General features: G+C 61.6%; 14 protein-coding genes and 1 pseudogene. 4 read left to right on the forward strand and 11 right to left on the reverse strand.

Translation table 11 applies throughout. The features are described 5' to 3' along the window. Both Q8X48_RS18795 and Q8X48_RS18800 read left to right on the forward strand, forming a co-directional pair. A partial coding sequence (locus tag Q8X48_RS18795; RefSeq protein ID WP_407801297.1) for an SDR family oxidoreductase occupies positions 1-336 on the forward strand: 336 nt, incomplete at its 5' end. Between the two features lie 13 nt (positions 337-349). Then, complete coding sequence (locus Q8X48_RS18800) at positions 350-844, forward strand: SRPBCC family protein (protein WP_407801296.1); 495 nt, start codon at positions 350-352, stop codon at positions 842-844. Between the two features lie 307 nt (positions 845-1,151). Here Q8X48_RS18800 and Q8X48_RS18805 read toward each other — a convergent pair whose 3' ends face one another. The 7 genes from Q8X48_RS18805 to Q8X48_RS18835 are packed head-to-tail and all read right to left on the reverse strand — an operon-like array spanning position 1,152 to position 6,824. Then, positions 1,152-1,586, reverse strand: coding sequence for a nuclear transport factor 2 family protein (locus Q8X48_RS18805; RefSeq protein WP_095967433.1), 435 nt, complete (start codon positions 1,584-1,586; stop codon positions 1,152-1,154). Further along, positions 1,583-1,972 (reverse strand): steroid Delta-isomerase, encoded by a 390-nt coding sequence (locus tag Q8X48_RS18810; protein WP_407801295.1) that lies wholly within the window; start codon positions 1,970-1,972, stop codon positions 1,583-1,585. The genes Q8X48_RS18805 and Q8X48_RS18810 overlap by 4 nt, the downstream gene beginning before the upstream one ends. Continuing rightward, on the reverse strand, positions 1,973-3,175 hold the full coding sequence (locus Q8X48_RS18815) for an acetyl-CoA C-acyltransferase (RefSeq protein WP_407801294.1): 1,203 nt from the start codon (positions 3,173-3,175) through the stop codon (positions 1,973-1,975). It abuts the gene before it with no gap. A gap of 29 nt (positions 3,176-3,204) precedes the next feature. After that, on the reverse strand, positions 3,205-3,663 hold the full coding sequence (locus tag Q8X48_RS18820) for a MaoC family dehydratase (protein WP_217835804.1): 459 nt from the start codon (positions 3,661-3,663) through the stop codon (positions 3,205-3,207). A 2-nt stretch (positions 3,664-3,665) separates the two neighbouring features. Continuing rightward, positions 3,666-4,448, reverse strand: a complete 783-nt coding sequence (locus tag Q8X48_RS18825) for an SDR family oxidoreductase (protein ID WP_015094245.1) — start codon at positions 4,446-4,448, stop codon at positions 3,666-3,668. A gap of 13 nt (positions 4,449-4,461) precedes the next feature. After that, on the reverse strand, positions 4,462-5,655 hold the full coding sequence (locus Q8X48_RS18830; RefSeq protein ID WP_407801293.1) for an acyl-CoA dehydrogenase family protein: 1,194 nt from the start codon (positions 5,653-5,655) through the stop codon (positions 4,462-4,464). Then, a complete protein-coding gene (locus Q8X48_RS18835) occupies positions 5,652-6,824 on the reverse strand; it encodes an acyl-CoA dehydrogenase family protein (RefSeq protein WP_407801292.1) in 1,173 nt (390 codons plus the stop codon). Before Q8X48_RS18835 ends, Q8X48_RS18830 begins: the two co-directional genes overlap by 4 nt. 172 nt (positions 6,825-6,996) lie before the next feature. On the opposite strand from Q8X48_RS18835, the gene Q8X48_RS18840 reads away from it, so the two are divergent. Beyond that, entirely contained in the window at positions 6,997-7,641 is a 645-nt protein-coding gene (locus tag Q8X48_RS18840; RefSeq protein WP_407801291.1) for a YceH family protein, read from the forward strand. A gap of 466 nt (positions 7,642-8,107) precedes the next feature. On the opposite strand, the gene Q8X48_RS18845 is transcribed toward Q8X48_RS18840, so the two are convergent. Both Q8X48_RS18845 and Q8X48_RS18850 read right to left on the reverse strand, forming a co-directional pair. Then, entirely contained in the window at positions 8,108-8,626 is a 519-nt protein-coding gene (locus tag Q8X48_RS18845; RefSeq protein ID WP_407801290.1) for a cupin domain-containing protein, read from the reverse strand. Between the two features lie 9 nt (positions 8,627-8,635). Next, positions 8,636-9,454, reverse strand: a complete 819-nt coding sequence (locus Q8X48_RS18850) for a shikimate 5-dehydrogenase (protein ID WP_102674557.1) — start codon at positions 9,452-9,454, stop codon at positions 8,636-8,638. Between the two features lie 246 nt (positions 9,455-9,700). Here Q8X48_RS18850 and Q8X48_RS18855 point away from each other — a divergent pair, with 246 nt between their 5' ends. Next, entirely contained in the window at positions 9,701-10,066 is a 366-nt protein-coding gene (locus tag Q8X48_RS18855; protein WP_015094239.1) for a hypothetical protein, read from the forward strand. Between the two features lie 268 nt (positions 10,067-10,334). On the opposite strand, the gene Q8X48_RS18860 is transcribed toward Q8X48_RS18855, so the two are convergent. Together Q8X48_RS18860 and Q8X48_RS18865 are read right to left on the reverse strand one after the other, a co-directional pair. Next, positions 10,335-14,378 carry a PKD domain-containing protein gene (locus tag Q8X48_RS18860; RefSeq protein ID WP_407801289.1) on the reverse strand — a complete coding sequence of 1,348 codons (4,044 nt, stop codon included), beginning with the start codon at positions 14,376-14,378 and terminating at the stop codon, positions 10,335-10,337. Between the two features lie 209 nt (positions 14,379-14,587). Further along, positions 14,588-14,785: pseudogene (locus Q8X48_RS18865) on the reverse strand (U32 family peptidase); the annotation flags it as partial. Positions 14,786-14,910: the final 125 nt, after the last annotated feature.

Genomic DNA, 14,910 nt, shown 5'->3' on the forward strand with positions numbered 1-14,910 from the left:
TCCCCCGGCACCGCCGCCTATGGCGCGGCCAAGGCCGGTCTGCTGAACCTGACCACCTCGCTGGCGGTGGAATGGGCGCCGAAGGTGCGGGTCAATGCGGTGATCGCCGGGCTGATTCTCACCGAGCAGGCGGCCATGCATTATGGTGACGACGCGGGCATTGCCCGGGTGGCGGCGACCATTCCAATGCAACGCCTGGCGACCCCGGAGGACATTGGCGATACCTGCCTGTACCTGGCGTCGTCTTTGGCCCGTTATGTCAGCGGCGCGGACATCGCGGTGCACGGTGCCGGCGAGCGACCGGCGTTTCTCGACGCGGCACAATCCCATTCATAAGAGGACTTTCGACATGCCCGTAGCCAGCCACAGCGTTGTACTGAACCTCACCCAACAAGCCGCCTGGGCCAAACTGTGCGACCTGAGCCTCGCTCCGTATTACGTACCGGGCCTGACCGGTTGCCAGTTTCATCCAGGCGCAACGGAGGGTGTCGGCACCAGTCGCCGGGTGTTGCGCAAGGGCGTTCAGTATCTGGATGAAAGCGTGGTGCAGTGGCGCGACGGCACGGGGTTCGTGCTGCGGTTGCACAAGGGCGGCAATGACTCGCCCTTTCCGTTTCGCGAGGCGAGTTTCAGTTATGCCCTGCAAGCTGAAGGCAACGCGACCCGCATCACCCTGCAAATGCGTTACAGCCTGCGCGGTGGCAGGTTGGCAGAGTGGTTGCTGGCCAAGGCCTTCGACAAGGTCGTGAGGCAGATTGCGGAGAATCTCAAGGCGTACTACGAAACCGGCCGGACACAGAATGCGGATATGGCTGTCAGCACATCCAACATCAATGTTGCCTGACTTATCGCCATCGCGAGCAGGCTCGCTCCCACAGGGGGAATGGGGTTGTACGCTAATGCCAGGTTCACCACAAAAACTGTGGGAGCGAGCCTGCTCGCGATGAGGTCGGCACATCCAACATTGATGTCGCCTGACACGCCGCCTTCGCGGGCAAGCCCGCTCCCACAGGGGATTGGGGGGTTGCAAGTACCAGGTTCACCACAAAAACTGTGGGAGCGAGCTTGCTCGCGAAGGGGCCGGAACATCCAACATCAATGTCGCCTGGCACGCCGCCATCGCGAGCAGGCTCGCTCCCACAGGGGCCACCTCAGGAACGCGCCACTTCCGAGTGAGCAATAAAACGGGTGGCGACGATCTTCCATTGGCCGGCGATACGCTGGTAACGGTCCTGATAGAACCCACCCAACTGCCGCGTCGCCCCGCTCTCGCCATCCAGGTTGAAATACCACAGGGCCCAACGGCCCTGGGCCTGATCCTCGCCCAGCACCTCGATTTCCGGGTTGGCGCCATGATGCAGGTCGATCACCCGCGCATGGCAGGCCAGTTCGCGGTACAGCGCGACAAAACTGTCGCGCTCACGAAAGACCCCCAACGGACCGTAATCGATCAGCACTTCACCGTCGGCAAAGCAGTCGGCAATTACCTCGACCTGCTTGAGGTCGCAGGCATTGAGGTAGCGATGCTTGAGCTGGCGGATGTCCTCCAGCGCTTCCAGGCGGGCGATCCGTTGTTCCAGGTTCATGCTTCACCTCGCGCAGTTACGTTAACTTCACTCCAGTAGGCTTTCATCGAGCGGATCTTGCCGTCGGCATCGAACTCCATCACGTCGATCACATGCAGCGAACACGGTTGCCCGCCCCACTCCATGTCGACCCGGAACGGCATCGCCCCGCAACCGTTGAGCGTCGCGCGCACCGGGCCGGTCCGGGTTGCCGAGACGTTCATCGCCCCCAGCCCCTCACGATAAAAACGCGCGATGGCGTCGATGCCCTGCAACGGCGCGTGGCCGACCGGGTCTTCAACGGTGGCGTCTTTGGCGTAGAGCGCGAGGATGCCTTCGATGTCGCCGGCATCCACCAGCTCCACATAACGCGCCATGGTCGCCTGGATCTGCTCTGCGCTGATCATTCAGACCACCTCGAACAGGGCGGCGGCACCCATGCCGCCACCGATGCACATGCTCACCACCACATACCGCAAACCGCGACGCTGGCCTTCGATCAGCGCATGTCCAACCATCCGCGCCCCGGACATGCCGAACGGATGACCGATGGAAATCGCCCCGCCGTTGACGTTCAGGCGCTCGTCGGGAATGCCCAGGGTGTCGCGGCAGTACAGCACCTGACAGGCGAACGCTTCGTTCAACTCCCAGAGGCCGATGTGGTCCATGGTCAGGCCGTGGCGCTTGAGCAGCTTGGGAATGGCGTAGACCGGGCCGATGCCCATCTCGTCGGAATTGCAGCCGGCGACGGCCATGCCGCGATAGATCCCCAGCGGTTCCAGGCCACGCTTCTCGGCCATTTTCGCGCTCATCAACACCGAGGCCGACGCACCGTCGGACAACTGCGAAGCATTGCCAGCGGTGATGAAACGCCCCTTGTCGCTCCACTGACCGCCCGGCCATACCGGCTCCAGCGCTTTCAGGCTCTGGAGGGTGGTGTCGATGCGGTTGCACTCGTCGCGCAGCAAGGTGACGGATTCATAACCGGATTCGCCGGTAGCCTTGTCGAACAGTGCCTTGCGGCTGGCCAGCGGCGCGAGTTCGCGGTCGAAGCGCCCGGCGCTCTGGGCCTGTGCGGTACGCAGCTGACTCTGGTAGCTGTACTCGTCCTGCTCGTCGCGGGAGATGCCATAACGTGCGGAGACGATCTCGGCGGTTTCGATCATCGGGATGTAGGCGCGCGGGTCCAGCTCGATCACCGAAGCCGACTGGTTGCGATAGAGGTTCTTGTGCTTGTTCTGCACCAGGGAAATCGACTCCAGGCCACCGGCCACGGCGATGTCGATTTCGTCGCACATGATGCCTTTGGCGGCCATGGCGATGCTCATCAGGCCCGACGAGCACTGGCGCTCGACGGCCATCCCGGCAACCGATGCCGGCAAACCGCCGGCGATCGCGCACAGGCGCCCCAGGTTGTAGGACTGCGTACCCTGCTGCGCGGCGGCGCCAATGATCACGTCGTCCACTTCACCCGGCTCGATGCCGGCGCGACGCACGGCTTCGCGCACCACGTGGCCGCCCAGTTGCGGCGCCTCGGTGTCATTGAACGCACCGCGAAAGGCCTTGCCGATCGGAGTACGGGCGGTCGAAACGATGACGGCTTCTTTCATGCTGGATTCCTCGAAAATGCTGTTGAAGGTCAGGCCGGGTAATAGCGACTGATGGTGTCGACCACGACGCCTGGACGTTCCTGGCCGTCGATGTCGACGCTGACGCGGATGGTCGCCTGCACGCCGCCCTTCACTTCCTCGACCGCGATCAATTGCGCACTGCCGCGTACCCGCGAACCGACGCGCACCACCGAAGGGAAGCGCACCCGCTCGCAACCGTAGTTGACGCCCATGGCCAGGCCACGGACTTCGACGATCTGCGGCAGGAACAGGTTGACCAGTGACAGGCTCAGGTAGCCATGGGCGATGCAGGCGCCAAACGGGCCATCGGCGGCCTTGAGCGGATCGACGTGAATCCACTGGTGATCGCCGGTGGCGTCGGCGAACCGGTCGATGCGGTCCTGCTCCAGTAGCAGCCAGTCGCTGACGCCGAGCGATTGGCCAACGGCCTCGAACAGGGCCATCGGCGTCTCGAAAATACGTGGCATGGTCACGCCCTCTGGCTGGATACCGACAACACTTCGCCGGTCATGTAGGAGCTGTAGTCGCTGGCCAGGAACATCATCACGTTGGCCACTTCCCAGACTTCGGCGGCGCGGCCGAAGGCTTCGTTGGCGGCGAGTTGATCGAGCACCGCCTGGGGCGCGGATTTGCGCAGGAAATCGTGCAGGGCGATGCTCGGACTGACCGCGTTGATGCGGATGCCGTAGTCGGCGGCCTCGACCGCTGCACAGCGAGTCAGCGCCATGACGCCGGCCTTGGCCGCGGCGTAATGCGACTGTTCTTTCTGTGCGCGCCAGCCCAGCACCGAGGCGTTATTGACGATGACCCCGGCACGCCGCTCCATCATTTTCGGCAACATGGCGCGGGTCATGCGCATGGTGCCGGTGAGCGTCACATCCAGCACCCGGTTCCACTCTTCGTCGCCCATCTCCACCAGCAGGCGCGAGCCGCCGAGGCCGGCATTGTTGATCAGCACGTCGACGCCTTGCAGATCACGTTCGGCGCAGGCAATCAGCTGCTGCACCTGGGCTTCGTCGGCGACGTTGCAGACCTGGCCGAAGACCTGTTGCAGCCCGGTGGTTTCGCGAATTTTCAGCACCGCTTCGGCCAGCCGGCCTTCATGGATATCGCTGATCATCAGCGCCCGGCAACCTTCCTCGGCAGCACGCACGGCGGCGGAAAAACCGATCCCGGCACCCGCCGCCGCAGTGATCAGTACCGACTTGCCGCGCAGCAGGCCGCGACCTTCAACATATTGAGGTACAGACATGAACTCTCTCCTTTCAGGCGCGCGGACGCGGCTCTTTGGGCATGCCCAAGGCACGCTCGGCGATGATGTTGCGCTGGATTTCGTTGCTGCCGCCGTACAGGGTGTCGGCGCGGCTGAACAGGTACAGCGACTGCAAACGGGTCAGTTGGTAGGGCGCCGCTTCGAGCAACTCCGCTTCGGCGCCGAGCACATCCATCGCCAACTTGCCGAGGCTGGCGTGCCAGGTCGACCAGAACAGCTTGTAGATGGTCGCCTCCTTGCGCAGCGACCCGTCCTGGCTACCCGAAAGCATGCGCAGCGAGTTGTAGCGCATGATCCGCAACCCGCTCCAGGCTTCGGCCAGGCGCTGGCGCAGGATCGGATCGCGGTCGGCACCGTTGGCTTTAGCGATGGCGATGATTTCGTTGAGTTCGTTCTGAAACTGCATCTGCTGGCCGAGGGTCGACACACCCCGCTCGAAACCCAGCAGCGCCATGGCGATCTTCCAACCGTCGCCCGGCGCGCCGATGATATTGGCGGCGTCGGTGCGGGCATCGTCGAAGAACACTTCGTTGAACTCCGAGGTGCCGGTCAGTTGCTCGATAGGCCGCACGGTGATGTCTGCCTGGGCCATCGGCACCAGCAGGAACGACAGGCCGCGATGGCCGACGCTGCCAGGTTCGGTGCGGGCGATGACAAAGCACCAGTCCGATTCGTGGGCCAGGGAGGTCCAGACTTTCTGGCCATTGATCACCCATTGGCCGCTCGCCTCATCCAGCGTGGCGCGGGTCTTGACGTTGGCCAGGTCGGAACCGGCGCCCGGCTCCGAATAGCCCTGGCACCAGAACGACGTGCCGCTGACGATTCCCGGCAAAAAGCGCTGTTGCTGTTCGACCGTACCGAACGCGGCAATGGTCGGCCCGGCCAGCCCTTCGCCGATATGGCCCATGCGACCGGGACCGCCGGCGCGGGCATATTCTTCGTGGAAAATCACTTGCCGGGTGATCGACAAGCCACGCCCGCCATGCTCCGGCGCCCAGCCGACGCAGGTCCAGCCGCCTTCGGCGAGTTTGCGTTCCCAGGCTTTGCGCTCTTCGGGAAACATGTGCTCGTCGCCCGGACCGCCGCGAAAACGCAGGGCCTCGAACTCACCGCAAAGGTTGGCACTCATCCAGTCGGCCACTTCCTGGCGGAAGCATTCGTCCTGCTCGCTGAAACTGATTTTCATGGCTGCTCTCCAAGAATCACCGAAGCAATGCGCTCGCGATGCCAGGCCGGTAGCCCGAGGAAGCTCTCGCTGGCGCGGGCGCGCTTGAAGTAGAGGTGCGGGTCGTATTCCCAGGTGAAACCGACGCCGCCGTGCAACTGGATCGATTCGGACGCGCAGTGAAAATAGGTCTCGGAGCACTGCGCCTTGGCCAGCGCCGCCGCCAGCGGCAATTGGGCCGCGACCTGCGGATCACCCTGGGGGTCGAGTACCTCTTGGGCCACGCACGCGGCGTAGTAACTGGCCGAACGCGCGCACTCGACTTGCAGCATCATGTCCGCGGCGCGGTGTTTGAGGGCCTGGAAACTGGCAATCGGGCGCCCGAACTGCTGGCGCTCCTGCATGTAGGCCACGCTGAGATCGAGCACCTGCTGCGCGCCGCCGGTCTGCTCGGCAGCCAGGCCGATGCAGGCCAGTTGCAGGACGCGCTCAAGGTGCGGCCAGCCGCGACCGAACTCACCCAGCAGCGCGTCAGCTTCAAGGTACAGGCCCTTGAGCTGGATCCGCGCCTGGCGCCGGGTCTGGTCCATGGTCGGCAACATCTGCCGCGTGATGCCTGCGCTTGCGGCGTTCACGGCAAACAGGCTGATGCCCTTTTCGCCAGTGGTTCCGGGTTGTCGTGCGGCAATGATCAACAGATCAGCGCCATGGCCGTCGAGTACATGCTTGAGGGTGCCGTTGAGGATGAACCCGTCGCCTTCGGCCACCACGGTTGCCTGGACATCGTCGGCTGACCAGCCGTTGGCACTGCTGAACGCCAGGGTCGCGGTCACGCTGCCTTCGGCAATCGACGGCAACCAGCGCTGTTTCTGTTCATCATCGGCGGCCAGCAACAGCGCGGGCGTGGCCATGCCGGCGGTGGCGAAAAACGGCGAGCACAGCAAACGCCGGCCCATCTGTTCCAGCAGGATCGTCAGCTCGACAAAGCCGAGGCCAAGGCCACCGTAGGTTTCGGGGATATGAATGGCGGGCCAGTACATTTCCTGGCACAACCGCTGCCACAGGGCTTCGTCAAAACCCCGTTCACTGACCATTGCCGCGCGCACGGCGGCAGAATCCGAGACATCGGCGAGGAAGCCCTCGGCCGATGCGCGGATCATTTCCTGTTCGTCGCTGAATGCAAACTCCATCGCGGCGCCTTCTGCTCGTTTGGCGGGGCGCGCGTGGCGCAACACCCCTTTGAGCATGAAGTCTGGCGCCAGCGGGACGCGGCAGAATCGTTAGCCTTGCCTAGTCCGAACGGGCGATGTCAAAGTGCGCTCACGCAAGTGAAAAACATGAATCAGCTAAGGATGCAGAACCATGAGCACTGAGCAAGAGACGACTTTCGACGAACCGCGGCTCAACAGTACGGAAATTCGCATTCTGGGTTCGTTGATCGAGAAACAGGCCACCAGCCCGGAAACCTATCCCCTGACCCTCAATGCCCTGGTGATCGCCTGCAATCAGAAAACCAGCCGCGAGCCGGTGATGAACCTGACGCCGGGCCAGGTCGGCCAGAGCCTGCGCGCGCTCGAAGGGCGCGGCTTCGCCAGGCTGGTGATGGGCAGCCGTGCCGATCGTTGGGAACACAAGGTCGACAAGGCCCTGGAACTGGTGCCGGCGCAGGTGATCCTGACCGGGCTGATGTTTCTGCGCGGCCCGCAGACCGTCAATGAGCTGCTGACCCGCAGCGGCCGCATGCATGAATTCGAAGACGCCGAACAGGTCGTGCATCAACTCGAACGCCTGATTGCCCGGGGCCTGGCCGTGCTGATACCGCGTCAGGCCGGCCAGCGCGAAGACCGCTATACCCACGCCTTGGGCGACCCGGCGGATATCGAGGCGATCATGGCGGCACGGCAGAACCCGGTCGAACGTGGCAACAACGGGGTTTCGGTAGAACGGATCGAAGAACTGGAAGCGCGGATTGCGGCGCTGGAAGAGCGGTTGGCCCGGCTCGAATAGCCTGGATGTTTGCCTGGCACAAAACCTGTGGGCTGACTGACATGTGTGATTGATACAGAACCTGTGAGAGCGGGCTTGCTCGCGAAAGCGGATTGTTAGTCACATCAATGCTGGATGTGCCGACGCTTTCGCGGGCAAGCCCGCTCCCACAGTGAATCTGTGGACTGACTGACATGTGTGATTGACACAAAACCTCTGGGAGCGGGCTTGCTCGCGAATGCAGTTTGTCAGTCACATCAATGCTGGATGTGCCGACGTTTTCGCGAGCAGGCTCGCTCCCACAGTGGATCTGTGGACGAACTGACATGTGTGATTGATACAGAACCTGTGGGAGCGAGCTTGCTCGCGAAAGCGGATTATCAGTCACATCAATGCTGGATGTGCCGACGTTTTCGCGAGCAGGCTCGCTCCCACAGTGGATCTATGGGCTGGCTGACATGTGTGATTGACACTGAAGGGCTTTGAGTTACTCCCCGTCCCAGTAATCCACCCCATCGGCCTGCCGGGCCACCGCAACAAATCCCGATGCATTGCCCTCGGCATCGACCTTGAAGTCATCCATCACGGCATACTTGCCGGAATCCGGGTATTCGCAGATCTCCGGCGATTGCTGGGTGCTGACGGCCAGATACCGCAACTCGCCGTTGCTGGTATTGATGATCTGATGGGCCTTTTCAGGCCCCCCCGGTGGACAGGCAATCACATCACCGGTGCGGATTGGAAAACGCTCGTCTCCCAGGCGCACCTGCCCTTCCCCGGCCACGACGTAGAACATTTCCTCATTGACCCGATGGCTGTGAAACGGACTGCCGCGCATGCCCGGCTCCAGCACATACAGGCGATATCCCAGCTTTTGCGCCCCCAGTTGCTGACCGACTCGGGCCTGGCGCTGTTGATAGCGACCGGCGGTTTCACCGCTCGGCGCAAACGCTTCGGGCAGCGGTTCAAGCTCGACAGTGTTCAAATTGAGAATGGGGGGATGCATGGACACCTCCTAGCTGCGGGCAAACGCCACGGCCTTCTGGAATTGCTCATCCGTCGGCCGTACACCGGTATAGAGCACAAATTGCTCCAGCGCCTGGATCGCGATCACTTCCAGCCCGGTGATGACCCGCTTGCCTTCGGCACGGGCACGCACGATCAGCGGCGTTTCTGAGGGAATCGCCACCACATCGAAGACGGTTTCCGCTTTTTCGATCACATCACCCTCAAAGGCCAGTTGCTCGGCCTCCGGCCCTCCCGTCATGCCGATCGGGGTGACATTGACCAGCATTTGTGGGCGACGACTGCCCAGCTCTGCCTGCCACTCATAACCCAACGACTGCGCCAGCGCCTGCCCGGCGCGCTCGTTGCGGGCCACGATCAGGCCGTTCTCATAACCGCCATCGCGCAAGGCGCTCGCCACGGCCTTGGCCATGCCGCCGCTGCCGCGCAGGGCAAAGGTCGAGTCCTTGGGCACCTGGTGTTTTTCCAGCAACTGGGCCACGGCAATGTAATCGGTGTTGTAGGCCTTGAGATGACCGTCGGTGTTGACGATGGTGTTAATCGATTGAATGGCGGCGGCAGAGGTGTCGAGTTCATCCACCAGGGCAATGCAGGCTTCCTTGAACGGCATCGACACGCCACAGCCACGAATGCGCAGGGCGCGAATGCCGGCGACGGCGCCCGGCAGGTCCTGGCTGGCAAAGGCCTTGTAGTAGAAGTTCAGGCCCAGTTGTTCATACAGATGATTATGAAAACGCAGGCCAAAGTTCCCGGGGCGCCCTGAAAGGGACATGCACAGCTGGGTGTCTTTGTTGGGGTTCATCTGCATGGCAAAGCTCCTTCAAATGCACTTTTCGGATGGACGGGATTAGCCGTCCATCGGGATCTGATCGATCATGAAAGCCTGGACGCACAGGCTTAAACAGGTCGGTAAGAAAGTCGGTACAGACCTTACACAAAATTTACCTGGCGGCCGTGCTGTTTTTCGAAAAAAAGCTGTCTTAGAAGTATCCCCGCGACAATCCCTGGGTCTATTGCAGACACAGGCGCCGGGCTGAAGAACCGAGGAACTATCATGATCCGTAAAATCCCCACAGTAGCCTTGCTGATCGGCGCCCTCGCTATCACGGGACAGGCGCAAGCCCATGGTGGTGGTAATTACTGGCAGGGTCCGGCGGTGTTTGGCGCGATCGTCGGTACTGCCATCGTAGGTTCGGCTCTGATCAACGCCAACCGCCCGGTCTATGTCGCGCCGCAACCGGTCTACGCCCCGCCGCCTCCGGTTTACTACGCGCCACCGCCCCCGGTTTACTATCAGCCGGCCCCGGTGTACGTGCAGCAACCGATCTACTACCGCCCGGCCCCGGTTTACTATGGGCCACCCCGTGGTTACTACGGCCCGCCACGCGGCTACTACGGCCCGCGACACGGCCGCTGGTAACGACTTCATCAAGCCCCGCTGAAACAGCGGGGCTTTTTTTGATTCTATAAACGGCGAGTTGAACGATAGCCAAGGGCCGAGTATCCGGATTGTCTTTGTAATACGCCTGCGCGTGCTCGAATCGGCCAATTGGGTCAGATTTTTGCCGAGGCCGGCGCTGGAGCATAGTGGGGGGTTGTGCCAAAAAAAGGGATCGAAAGGGCCATTAGTGATCGCCAGAAAGGGAACCTGCGCGCCAGGGACGGCAGGCTCCCCATTTGCAGGATGGTTATGACGAGCAGGGCTGCAAGCGCCGCCACGGTTTGGCACTACCGGTGACGGTCGACATGGCGTCGGTACTGAACGGCACCTGGGCACCACTTTCTACCGTGTCGTCACTGATGATCCGCCCTACCGGTGGTTGCGGTGGTGGGTTGTCTCCGGGTGCCTTGACTACCACGGCGATGGCATGACTGTTGGCGTTGCCGGCGTTATCGGTGACGGTGACGCGGACAGTGATCACCTGATCGGTGGTGACAACCGGCGCGGTCCAGGTCTGCTCCGCGCTGTTGGGCGTGGCGCCAATGAGCGAGCCCTTGACCCAGGCGTAGCTCAACGGATTGCCCACCGGTGAGGAAAACACGGCGCGATAACTGACCGGCTGCCCGGAGGCCACTTCCAGGGGGCCTTCGACCTGGCCTTGGGGCGGGTTGGTGCCCTTGGGTTCGTAAACCACCACCCTTGGGGTATTGTACCGCGTGATCCGGCCTGTCCCGTCGCTCACCCTGGCTTCGATAACCAGACCAGCATTGTTACTGGAGCGGGTCGCTTTGATCTGTGCAGTAGGCTGTTTGGGATCGGATGACAGTAATTCAAAATAGTCGTCATTAACCCACCATGTGTAACTGATCTCTCGACCATCAGCATTGTCTAGCACCACTCTCGGTACGAACACATCGCCGACATTGACCATCGACGGCATGATCAGGCGTCCTATCAGCGGTGGCAACTCCAGGGCATTAATCTTGAGCGCCCTGTTAGGGATAGAAGCAAAGCTGACGCCATCCCTGACAAGTACTCGCACCTGACCGACATTGTATTTAGTGGGGTCCGTTATACGCGGTGCTTTGATGAGGATATCCCTTTGATCGCTCGGCCCGACGATCTCGAACTGGCCAGTGGCTGGGGAGGTCACCGTCCAGACATAGGTCAACGGACGATTCTGCGGGTTGTTGACATACGCCTGCAGGGTGACTGACTCCTCGCTATTGACTTCGGCGGGACCGTCAATTCGACCACCGGTCATCTGCGTATCCTTTTTCACCAGCACCGTGCCACGCAGCGTCAGGGAGCCACCTTCACTGTCGGTGACCGTGACTTCCACCACCACCGGAGTATCCGCCGCGACAGCGGGTGCGGTCAGGGTGACGGTGGGGGTGTTGCCCACCGTTCCGGTGAAGCCGATGGGCCGTTGCCAGACGTAGGTCAACGGCAGGCCACCGGGAGAATGCACATTGGCGGTGAAGGTCACGGTGTTTTTTTCCAGCACTTCTGCCGGCAGGCTCAACTCACCCTCAGGATCACTGTGACCCTGGCGGGCAACGGTCACCGTATGCTGCTCTTGTGCTTGCACCAAACCGTCGCTGACCGCCAGGTTGAACACGAAGGGCGTGGCGCTGGTGACGGTGGGCGCGGTAAAGCGCAATTGTGCACCATCGGTTTGCGCCGATATGCCCGGTGGCGCCTGCCAGATGTATTGCAGGTCGCTGGCCCCTGGGTTGATCGAACTCGACTGGCTGGCGTCCAGCAGTACAGGCTCCAAGGCCTCGGCAGTGGTCGGACCGCTGACAATGATCTGCGGTGGCATCGGCGGCGCCGTCCCCGGTACACCCTGACCGTCCAGCACGCGGCCGATCGCCGTCAAGGTCTGGGCCTTGGCATGGGCCAGCAGCAGGCTGCTGTCCTGAGGAATATTGCCGAAAGTGGCATAGCGTATGGAATTGCTTTGCGTGCGGGTCTTGACGATCAGGTTCTGATTACCGTCGTCCGCCAGGAAATCACCGTAGTTCGCGCTCGTCATGTTGAGCGTAAAGTTACTCAGCAGCGACTGCCCACTGACCATTTGGTAATCACTGACATTGTCCTTGAGACTGATCCATGGTGTGCTGGCGTCGGTGCAAGGCGTCAGGGTCACCCGCTGGTTATTGCCATTGTTGATCAGGCACAGGCCAGGATCGTCCATGCTGTGCAACCGGCCGCTGCCATCGAGCAGCCAACGGCCGGCGCGCTCTTCATTGCAGGCTTCCTGCAGGACCAGCCGGCCGGCGTTGGCTGGGTCGCGAACAACACAGTTTTTCGATTCAAACGCGATGGGCCGCATGCGCCCCGCCGCCTCTGCGGGCGGCCAGGTGAATTGTTGCTGCACCAGCAGGTTGCGCAATTGCTCCTGCAAGCCGCTGGTCACCGGCGTGGCGCCATTGGTCAAGGCCCAGGCATCCACTGTCGCCAGGCGTTGCTCCAGGGTGCGTGGCGCGTTGCAGGCTTTCACCAAGGCCCAATTCATCGGTGCGCTCAGCCCCGACCAGACCGCCGGCGGCCGCCGGGTAAAATTCCCCGAAGGCTGGGTGAGCAAACGGTACAGACTGCCTTGATAGCTGACTTGTTCACCGGCAATCGAGTAAGTCTGCTCCGGGTCCCAGGCCGCAACGTTGTCGCACGCCGCACCAATGTCACGGGGGTAAACGCGTACACCCACTTCGGTGGCATCCACGTGCCCGGTGGCATTGGCCACCGTCAGGCGGAACCGGTAATCGGTGGGCACCGACACCTCGGAGAAGTTTGCCGTGGCTTTCATCGACTGGCTGTTGTCGATCGTCACCGCCGGTACGCCCGCCGTCTGCGTCCACTCATAGCGCATGGCATCGCTGCCAGGGTTGCGCGAAGCGGCGCCGTTGAGGATTGCGCTCTCGGCGGAAAACGGCAGCTCTTTCTGGCCCAGTTCCACGAAGCCGCTGGCGATGGGTGGGGCACTGTTGTCCGGGGGAGGAAACAGACCGACGAGCGTGGGGTACCAGTTATTGATCGAGCGAGCGTTATCATGCCGATCGGCCACCCCCATTGGAACTCCTTCATAGGTTCGCTCGGGATTGGAAAACAGGTTGATTTTCCGCCCGCCGGAATCGCAGTAGGCCATGATGGTTTGCCAATTGGGGGTAACACTGTTCTGGCAAAACGCGCTGGAGTACGCAAAAGGGGTTGTCATTCCGCTGTGATGCGCCCCAATCACGTGGCCCAATTCATGGGCATAGGTACCGCTTTCCCCAGCACAGGCATAGCCAACACTGCTAGTGACACTGTCGGCGCCAATGGCCCCGGCAAGTCCGCAACCCCGGCTGGTGAGTTTTTTTGCTACCACCCCCATCACCACATGGGCCTTAAACTGTTGTTGCGCGCTCGCACTGTTGCGCCTGACCTCAGACAATTGATTGTTCATGCATTGAAGTTGATCACAACCAGGAAACGACGACTCATCATAAGGAAGGTGTTCAACACCGGCATTTTCATAAACAACCGTTACGCCACTGGCCCGGGCAATTTCCTTGAAATGTTCGAAACGCTGAATACCCAGCGCCACGGGGTCGGCATAAGCGTTTTTCACATCGTTGCTGTAGACGGTCAGAATTCGAATGGGTTGTTGAGAGCTACGCTGCGCAGTTTGGCCTGACTGGGTCGAGGTCTGCTTCGTGACCTCGGTGGGTGAATCGTCCTGATCTTTGCCATTGTCCGATGGCTTGATCCGAGTAATCGCAACCTGCCCCTTATCCACCGGCTCAATCTGATACTGCCGCCCCCCCACACTCACCGTCCCGGTAATCCGTTCGCCGTTGCGCACCAGCACCGCGAGGTTCTGCGGATCGACCGCCACCTCCCGCGACAGGTCCACCGTCGGCTGCCCCCGGCGCTGGCGCAGGTCGTCGGACTGGACTTCACCGACCCACACGCCCATTCCCGACTCGATGGTGTAGTGCAGCTTCCTCGCCCGCACGGTCACCCCCGTTTCCAGCGGGATATCCAGCCATTGCTGTTCATCCAGCACAAACTGTCCGTGCCCCCGGGCCAGGGTAATTACTTCACTTTGGCTGTCGTCGATGAGGCGCTTGAGGTAGGGATTGGCGTTGCGACTCACGGCCGCATTGGCGCTCATTTGCTCCAGTGTCAGCAATGAACTCACATTGGCTGGTTCCGACTGGGCAAAACCCGGCGGCGTAACACCAAGGGCAAGTAGAGTGATCAACCACAACTGGCGAATTGTCGCGAGGGTCGGGGGGCGCATCGTGTCTCTCCCTGAGTCATCAGGCTCGGTTGCAAGCAGCAGATTCACTCGCACTGATACGGCTTGGCGACACTGCGAAAAATGCCCGGACACCTGGCTCGGGCGACGTTTTTTTTTCACTCTAGAGCGCTTTGCAGAGGCAACCAACTAGCAGATCTGACAGTTCTGCCATCTCGCCAAGGGGAGTTTGAAGGGGGGATAAAGCGAATACGGGCGCGGGAGATGTTGCGCCGCCCGGAGATAGCCACGCACAAAGCACCGCGGCTAAAGACTTCGATGGCCGCGCTGGTTTCACCGGCGATGACGCGGATCTCTTGCAGGCTCAGCTCGCGAGCCAGCATCAGTTGCGAGAAACCGGCCTGGTCGAGGAACTTGACCCGGGCCAGTGCCTGCTTGTCGGTGCAGGTCTGGATAAATCTCGCCAAGGTCGTTATCGGGACAGTGCGCGCGACAAAAGTTGGCAAGATGGACTCGACCGATTTTCTGCCGTGCGGCATTGAACGGTCATATTTTTGTCATGACAGTTGCCCAA

Origin of the sequence: Pseudomonas sp. QLc11A, from assembly GCF_052112305.1 — a bacterium.
In the GTDB taxonomy this organism is placed as follows: Bacteria; Pseudomonadota; Gammaproteobacteria; order Pseudomonadales; family Pseudomonadaceae; genus Aquipseudomonas; species Aquipseudomonas laurylsulfatiphila.